The 1,227-nt window shown below is 62.8% G+C and carries 1 protein-coding gene; it reads right to left on the bottom strand.

The features are described from left to right. Positions 1-51: 51 nt before the first annotated feature. On the bottom strand, positions 52-1,227 hold a 1,176-nt coding region (gene tuf, locus A7A09_RS20440; RefSeq protein WP_106693108.1), incomplete at its 5' end, for an elongation factor Tu.

The raw sequence follows: 1,227 nt of genomic DNA, 5'->3' as shown, positions 1-1,227 counted from the left end.
GGGCCGCCCCATTGGGCGGCCCGTTCATCTGCCTGATGATCCGTTACGGGATCATTCGATGATCTTCGACACCACGCCTGCGCCGACGGTGCGACCGCCTTCGCGGATGGCGAAGCGCAGCTTTTCCTCCATCGCGATCGGCGCGATCAGCTCGACCTCGAATTTCAGGTTGTCGCCCGGCATCACCATCTCCGTGCCTTCCGGCAGGTTCACCGTCCCGGTCACATCCGTCGTCCGGAAGTAGAACTGCGGACGGTAATTCGCGAAGAACGGCGTGTGACGGCCACCCTCGTCCTTGGTCAGGATATAGGCCTCGGCCTCGAACTTGGTATGCGGCTTGACCGAGCCCGGCTTGCACAGAACCTGGCCGCGCTCGACGCCGTCACGCTCGATGCCGCGCAGCAGCGCGCCGATATTGTCGCCGGCTTCACCACGATCCAGCAGCTTGCGGAACATCTCGACGCCCGTGCAGGTGGTCTTCTTGGTGTCGCGGATACCGACGATTTCAAGCTCGTCACCCACGTTCACCGCGCCACGCTCGACGCGGCCGGTCACCACCGTCCCGCGGCCCGAGATCGAGAACACGTCCTCGATCGGCATCAGGAAGGGCTGGTCAACGGCGCGCTCCGGCGTCGGGATATATTCGTCCACGGCCTTCAGCAGCTCGCGGATCGAGTTCTCGCCGATCTCCGGATCACGGCCCTCAAGCGCCGCAAGCGCCGAGCCCTTGATGATCGGAATGTCGTCGCCGGGGTATTCATAGCTGGTCAGAAGCTCGCGCACTTCCATCTCGACCAGTTCCAGCAGTTCCTCGTCATCGACCTGGTCGACCTTGTTCAGGTAAACGACCATGTAGGGAATGCCCACCTGGCGGCCCAGCAGGATATGCTCGCGCGTTTGCGGCATCGGGCCGTCAGCGGCGTTCACCACCAGGATCGCGCCGTCCATCTGCGCCGCGCCGGTGATCATGTTCTTCACGTAGTCGGCGTGGCCCGGGCAGTCCACGTGAGCATAGTGACGCGTGTCCGTCTCGTATTCCACGTGAGCCGTCGAGATCGTGATCCCGCGCGCCTTCTCTTCCGGGGCGCCGTCGATCTGGTCATAGGCGCGGAAATCGCCGAAATATTTCGTGATCGCTGCCGTCAGCGTCGTCTTGCCGTGGTCAACGTGACCAATCGTCCCGATGTTGACGTGCGGTTTCGTCCGTTCAAACTTTGCCTTTGCCAT

It is taken from the genome of Paracoccus methylarcula, assembly GCF_003007735.2.
In the GTDB taxonomy this organism is placed as follows: Bacteria; Pseudomonadota; Alphaproteobacteria; order Rhodobacterales; family Rhodobacteraceae; genus Paracoccus; species Paracoccus methylarcula.
Note: the sequence above shows the minus strand (reverse complement) of the source record. Positions and strands in the feature narration are given on the sequence as shown.